Source organism: Dactylosporangium sp. NPDC000555 (genome assembly GCF_040300025.1).
GTDB lineage: Bacteria > Actinomycetota > Actinomycetes > Mycobacteriales > Micromonosporaceae > Dactylosporangium.
Map to the genome: position 1 here is coordinate 1 of NZ_JBEPDB010000170.1, position 6,134 is coordinate 6,134.

A 6,134-nucleotide genomic window follows, 5' to 3' on the forward strand; every position below is an offset into this window, starting at 1 on the left:
GTCGGGTTGCCGGCCACGGCCGCTGGCGGCGCCGCCTCCCAGCTCCCGGTGCCGGTGACGGCGAGCAGGCCGCGCGGGCCGCGGGAGACGACGACGGCGCCGCACCCGGCGGCGAGCAGCCCCCGGACCAGCCCCCGGACCTCGGCCGGGCCGGCGCCCGGGCCGAGCAGCGTCGCGAGCTCCTCCGCGTTGGGCTTGGCCAGGTCCGGGCCGGCGGCGAGGCCCAGTCGCAGCGGCTCGCCGCTGGCGTCGAGCACGGTGGGGACGCCGCGCTCGCGTGCGGCCCGGATCAGCACGGCGTACGCGTCCGGGGGCAGGCCCCGCGGCAGCGAGCCCGACAGCGTCACCACGCGGGCGCCGTCGAGCAGTTCCCGGTAGTGCGCCACGAACCCGTCCCATTCGGCGCCGCCGACCACCGGCCCGGGCTCCCACAGCCCGGTCGCGTCGGCGCCGTCGGTGATCGTCACGGTGCGCCGGGTCTCGCCGGCGATCGGCGCGAACGCCGACGGCAGCCCGGCCGCGCCGACGAGCGCCCGCACGGCGGCGCCGGTGGCCCCGCCGAGCAGCCCGGTCGCCAGGACCGCCTCGCCCTGCGCGTGCAGGACGCTCGCCACGTTCAGGCCCTTGCCGCCCGGGCGCTCGTGCACGGCGCGCACCCGGTGCGTGGTGTGCGGCCGCAGCTCGTCGACGGCGTAGGTCAGGTCGAGGGCCGGGTTCAGCGTCACCGTCACGATCACCCGGCACCTCCACGGCAGGGGACAGACTGCATCAGCAGGTGTCGTGTCGGCAGCCCTCAGGCGAGCGGGTCGGCGAGCACGACCGATCGGGTCAGCAGGCGCGGGTGGTCCGGGTCGAGGCCCCGGTGCGAGGCGAGCGCGACGGCGAAGCGCTGGGCGAGGACCAGCTGGGCGAGCGGGTCGCGGTCGTCGCGGTAGGGCAGCGCGCCGGCGGCGAGCACGGCGTCGTCGAGCGACGCGGGCACCGCCCCGAACGACCAGACCAGGCTGCGCGGGCCGGCGACGGCGACCGGGCCGTGGCGGTAGTCCATCGCGGGGTACGACTCCGACCAGGCCTGCGCCGCCTCGCGCACCTTGAGCGCGGCCTCGTGGGCCAGCCCGACGGTCCAGCCGGTGCCGAGGAACACGACATGCTCGATCCCGGCCGGGTCGGCCGGCAGCGGGGCGGCCAGCGCGGCCGCGCCGTCGGCGGCGAGATGGCCGAGGTCCTCGCCGAACGCCGCGCGGGCCATCGCCAGCACCGTCGTCGGGAAGCGGGTCTGTACGACGCTGCGCTCGTCGGCGAAGCCGAGCAGGATCCGGGTGTCGGCAAGATCGTCGATCGGCTCGCCCTCGACCGCGGTGACCGCCACCCGGTGCACCCCGGCCGGCAGCCGGCGCAGCGCCTCGAGCACCTCCGTCGACGTGCCCGAGCGCGTGATGGCCACGACCCGGTCGTACCGGCGGCGCGGCACGAACTCCGACGCGCACACGGCGTCGGTCTCGCCGAGGCCGGCCGCCTCCCGCAGCTCGGCAAGGCTCTGGGCCACGAACCAGGAGGTGCCGCAGCCCAGGATGAGCGTCCGCGCGCCGGGGGCGGCGAGTGCGGCGCGGGCCTCCTCGGCCAGCGCGATCCCGCCGGCCCACACGGCCGGCTGGCTGGCGATCTCGAGCGCAGTGTCGTTCATGCGCGAACGCTATGCGCGTTCGCGCATCGTGCACAAGCTTTGCTGCGCAAGTGGACATTATAGATTGCACAGTTAGCTAGCCTGGCTCTCGCTTCGCTCGAGCATCAGTGGGGGGTTCCCACCCCACACCCCCCATGCTCGCTTCGCTCGCCCTGCCGGGGGCGTTGCCCCTGCGACCCCATTGTGGCGCTCGGCAAGCGCGCGATCCTTTCGGCTTTCGCGCGGAAACGGACTATCATCGCTGCGCGTTTGATCGTTCATCGCAGCACTGTCGATCGGAGTCTGGGGTGGTACGGAGTTCGTTGCGGCGGGGCGACCGCATGTCGGCCATCCTTGAGCGGGTGTCGCGGCAGGGCTCCGTCGACGCCGGTGGCCTCGCCGAGGAGTTCGAGGTCTCCACGGCAACGATCCGCCGCGACCTGCAGGTGCTGGAGGAGCAACGGCTGCTGTCGCGCACGCACGGCGGCGCCGTCGCCGTGGACGTGGCCTACGAGCTGCCGGTGCGCTACCGGGTGGGTCAGCACCGCGAGGAGAAGGCGCTGGTCGCCCAGCGCGCCGCCGCGCTGCTGCCGCGCGGCCCGCTCACGCTCGGCCTCACCGGCGGCACGACCACGTTCATCCTGGCCCGCCTGCTCGCCGACCGGGTCGACCTGACCGTGGTGACCAACGCCCTCAACATCGCCTCCGAGCTGGTCCTGCGCCCGCGGCTCAAGCTGATCATGACGGGCGGCGTGTCCCGCACCCAGTCGTACGAGCTGGTCGGCCCCATCGCCGATCAGGCGCTGGCCGGCCTCAACATGGAGGTCGCCGTCGTCGGCGTCGACGGCATCAGCGCGCGCGGCGGCCTGACCACGCACGACGAGATCGAGGCGCACACCAACGCGGCGATGATCCGGCGGGCCGGCCGGGTGATGGTGGTCGCCGACGGCTCCAAGGTGGGCCGCAACTGCCTGGCCGGCATCTGCGCCATCACCGACGTGGCCGTCCTGGTGACCGACGCGAGCGCGGACCCCGACCAGGTGGAGGCGATCCGCCGGGCAGGCACCGAGGTCGTGGTGGCCCGGTGAGTGATGGCCCGGTGAACGGAGCATTGGGTGCTCCGGCCGATCAGCACCGCACGCTGCGCAGCGCCTCCAGGAACTGCCCCGGCCGGGTGAACGCGGCGAAGTGGCTCGCGCCCTCGATGAGGACCAGTTCCTTCTCGGGGGCCCGGACCTCGGCGAAGTACTCCACGGCGGGGTCGATCAGCGTCACCACGTCCTGCGCGCCCTGGAACAGGTAGAACGGGACCTCGAACGTCGTGCCGAGCGCCCGTGCGTCGAAGCGCATGAACTGCTCGTACATCGCCGCGTTGACCTTGTTGAAGCCCTTGAGCCAGGCGGCCACGTCGCGCAGCGAGTAGTCGGGCTTGGTCAGCAACAGCGGGAACAGCAGCCGGAACACCGCGTTCGGGGTGGTCGGGTCGGTGGCCATCGACCACTGCATCCGGGTGCCCCACGCCTTGAAGTCCCAGGTGTGCGGGTCGGGGTCGAGCGCCTCCAGCGCGGCCACGCCCCGCCGGTTGCCGGCCGCGCGCAGCCGCTCCAGCGTCTCGGCCCGGCCTCGGCGCTCGTTCTCGATCATGTTCACGTAGAAGTCGCTGCCGACGTAGGCGCTGAACAGGTCGGGGCGGCGCCGGACCATCGGCAGGCCGACGATCGTGCCCATCGAGCCGGCCATCAGGATGACGCGGCTCTGGCCGAGGTGCTCGCGCACGTACTCGGCGACCTCGATGCCGTCGTCGACGAGCCGGTCGAACGTGAGCTCCTCCGGGTGCAGGCCGCTGCGCCGCAGCGTCCGGCCGCAACCGCGGCGGTCCCACTGTACGACGGTGAAGTACCGCTCCCACTCCCGCAGGACCGGGGTGAACACCGAGTACGGCGAGCCGGGGCCGCCGTGCACGACGAGCAGCACCGGGTTGGCCCGGTCCTCGCCGCGGATCTGCAGCCACTGCTCGACGCCGCCGATGCTGACGTAGCGGCCCTCGGCGATGCCGGCGGGGGTGTCGATGCGGGCCTCGGCGGCCCGCTGCCGCTTGCGGACGGCGCGGTAGGCGAGCGGCGCGGAACCGGCGGCAGCGACGGCGGCGGCGGTGACGGCGGTGGCGACGAGCACGGACATCGGGACCTCCCCTGGTCGGATCTGACAAGATTGACTGTACAGAAGTCTAATACGTTTGTTCAAGACGCGATTTTTAGACGTACGATCAGAGCCATGGGTAACCGGGAGAAGCTCCTCGACGGCGCACAGCAGTGCCTGCTCGAGAAGGGGTACGCGGCCACCACCGCGCGGGACATCGCAGCCGCGGCCGGGGTGAGCCTCGCGGCGATCAACTACCACTTCAGGACCACCGAGGCGCTGCTCAACGAGGCGCTGCGACGGGCGCTCGACCAGTGGGGCGACGAGCTCGAGCGGGCGCTCACCGGCGAGCCCGGCGGCAGTACACCTGCCGATCCGGGGGAGCGGTTCGTGGCCATCTGGGACCGGGTGATCGCATCGGTCACCGCCAACCGCTCGCTGTGGACCATGCAGTTCGAGCTCGTCACGCGGCTGGGCCGGCAGGCCGCGCCCGAGTCGCCGTGGGCGGCCGCGCAGGTCGAGGCGGAGGCGGCGCTGGCCGCGCTGTTCCACGGAATCGACCCCGCCGCCGAGCCCGAGCTGGCCCGGGCCGTGGGCGGGCTCTACCAGGCGCTGCTCGCCGGGGTGGTGGTGCAGCACCTGGTCGCGCCCGAGCGCGCGATGAGCGGCCGGGACCTGGCCCTCGCGCTGCGCGCCGTTTGCGAGCGGCTGGCCGCCTCCGGGTCCTCGGCCGCGGTGCAGAAGGTGTAAACCGCCCGGGTCGTGGTAGCGGAAGGGGCATGACCTCCAAGGACCGGCAGATCGCCGTGCGTAGGCGCCCGTTCACCGAGGGGGCGCTGACCACCGACCAGGGCATCCCGGTCGATGACACCGACAACTCGCTGCGGGCCGGCGCCCGCGGGCCCACCCTGCTCGAGGACTTCCACCTGCGGGAGAAGCTCATGCGCTTCGACCACGAGCGGATCCCCGAGCGGGTGGTGCACGCCCGCGGCTCCGGCGCGCACGGGTACTTCCAGGTGTACGAGCCGCTGGACGAGTACACGACCGCGGACTTCCTCACCGACCCGGACGCCCGCACGCCGGTCTTCGCGCGCTTCTCCACGGTCCAGGGCTCGCGCGGCTCCACCGACACGCCCCGCGACGTGCGCGGCTTCGCCGTGAAGTTCTACACCCGGCAGGGCAACTTCGACCTCGTCGGCAACAACATGCCGGTCTTCTTCATCCAGGACGGCATCAAGTTTCCCGACCTGGTGCACGCGCTCAAGCCCGAGCCGAACAACGAGATGCCGCAGGCCGCGTCGGCACACGACACGTTCTGGGACTTCGTCACCCTCCAGCCGGAGACCATGCACCACGTCATCTGGCTCATGTCCGACCGCGCGCTGCCGCGCAGCTACCGGATGATGCAGGGCTTCGGGGTACACACCTTCCGCCTGGTCAACGGCCATGGCCGCAGCACCTTCGCGAAGTTCCACTGGACCCCGGCGCTCGGCGTCCACTCGCTGGTGTTCGACGAGGCCCAGCTGGTCTCGGGCCGCGACCCCGACTTCAACCGCCGCGACCTGTGGGAGGCGATCGAGGCCGGCGAGTACCCGTCGTGGGAGCTCGGCCTGCAGCTCATCCCGGAGGAGCGCGCCTTCGACCTCGAAGAGATCGACGTGCTCGACCCCACCAAGCTCATCCCCGAGGAGCTCGTGCCCGTCACCCCCGTCGGACGGCTCACCCTGGACCGCAACCCGGACAACTTCTTCGCCGAGACCGAGCAGGTCGCCTTCTGCGTCGGCAACACCGTGCCCGGCATCGACTTCTCGGACGACCCGCTGCTGCAGGCCAGGCTGTTCTCGTACCTCGACACCCAGCTCACCCGCCTCGGCGGCCCCAACTTCGCGCAACTGCCGATCAACCGGCCGCTCACGCCCGTGCGCAACCACCAGCAGGACGGCTTCCACCAGGACGCGGTGCCGACCGGCCGCACCAACTACCACCCCAGCTCCCTCGGCGGGACGCTGCAGGTGGGGCCGGGCTTCATGTCGTACCCCGAGCACGTCGACGGCCCGAAGGAGCGCAAGCGCAGCGAGACCTTCGCCGACCACTACTCGCAGGCGACCCTGTTCTGGAACAGCATGTCGACCTGGGAGCAGGAGCACATCATCGCGGCGTACCGCTTCGAGCTCGGCAAGGTCACCGCGATGCCGATCCGCGTCCGCGCCGTCGAGCACCTCAACCGCATCGACCACGACCTGGCGGTGGCCGTGGCGCAGGGCATCGGCGTCGAGGAGCCGGTCAAGTCCGTCGACAACCACGGCCGCAGCTCGCCCGCGCTGTCCCAGGC

Annotated in this window: 6 protein-coding genes; 3 read left to right on the forward strand and 3 right to left on the reverse strand. The window is 72.5% G+C overall.

The window, feature by feature from the left end; all coding sequences use genetic code 11:
* Both ABT297_RS42390 and ABT297_RS42395 read right to left on the reverse strand, forming a co-directional pair.
* On the reverse strand, nt 1-731 hold a 731-nt coding region (locus tag ABT297_RS42390; protein ID WP_350559657.1), incomplete at its 3' end, for a 1-phosphofructokinase family hexose kinase.
* Between the two features lie 62 nt (nt 732-793).
* Nucleotides 794-1,684 (reverse strand): SIS domain-containing protein, encoded by an 891-nt coding sequence (locus ABT297_RS42395; protein ID WP_350559660.1) that lies wholly within the window; start codon nt 1,682-1,684, stop codon nt 794-796.
* Between the two features lie 320 nt (nt 1,685-2,004).
* Here ABT297_RS42395 and ABT297_RS42400 point away from each other — a divergent pair, with 320 nt between their 5' ends.
* Nucleotides 2,005-2,751: a DeoR/GlpR family DNA-binding transcription regulator gene (locus ABT297_RS42400; RefSeq protein WP_350559663.1), complete on the forward strand. Its 747-nt coding sequence runs from the start codon at nt 2,005-2,007 to the stop codon at nt 2,749-2,751.
* Nucleotides 2,752-2,791: 40 nt separating this feature from the next.
* On the opposite strand, the gene ABT297_RS42405 is transcribed toward ABT297_RS42400, so the two are convergent.
* On the reverse strand, nt 2,792-3,844 hold the full coding sequence (locus tag ABT297_RS42405; protein ID WP_350559666.1) for an alpha/beta fold hydrolase: 1,053 nt from the start codon (nt 3,842-3,844) through the stop codon (nt 2,792-2,794).
* A 93-nt stretch (nt 3,845-3,937) separates the two neighbouring features.
* Between ABT297_RS42405 and ABT297_RS42410 the strand changes: the two genes are divergently transcribed.
* Both ABT297_RS42410 and ABT297_RS42415 read left to right on the forward strand, forming a co-directional pair.
* Nucleotides 3,938-4,552, forward strand: coding sequence for a TetR/AcrR family transcriptional regulator (locus tag ABT297_RS42410; RefSeq protein ID WP_350559669.1), 615 nt, complete (start codon nt 3,938-3,940; stop codon nt 4,550-4,552).
* Between the two features lie 29 nt (nt 4,553-4,581).
* A partial coding sequence (locus ABT297_RS42415; RefSeq protein WP_350559672.1) for a catalase occupies nt 4,582-6,134 on the forward strand: 1,553 nt, incomplete at its 3' end.

Bases quoted from the DNA above. Each gene is read 5' to 3' on its own strand.
- ABT297_RS42395 (WP_350559660.1), bottom strand. From the start codon at position 1,684: ATGAACGACACTGCGCTCGAGATCGCCAGCCAGCCGGCCGTGTGGGCC.
- ABT297_RS42400 (WP_350559663.1), top strand. From the start codon at position 2,005: ATGTCGGCCATCCTTGAGCGGGTGTCGCGGCAGGGCTCCGTCGACGCC.
- ABT297_RS42405 (WP_350559666.1), bottom strand. From the start codon at position 3,844: ATGTCCGTGCTCGTCGCCACCGCCGTCACCGCCGCCGCCGTCGCTGCC.
- ABT297_RS42410 (WP_350559669.1), top strand. From the start codon at position 3,938: ATGGGTAACCGGGAGAAGCTCCTCGACGGCGCACAGCAGTGCCTGCTC.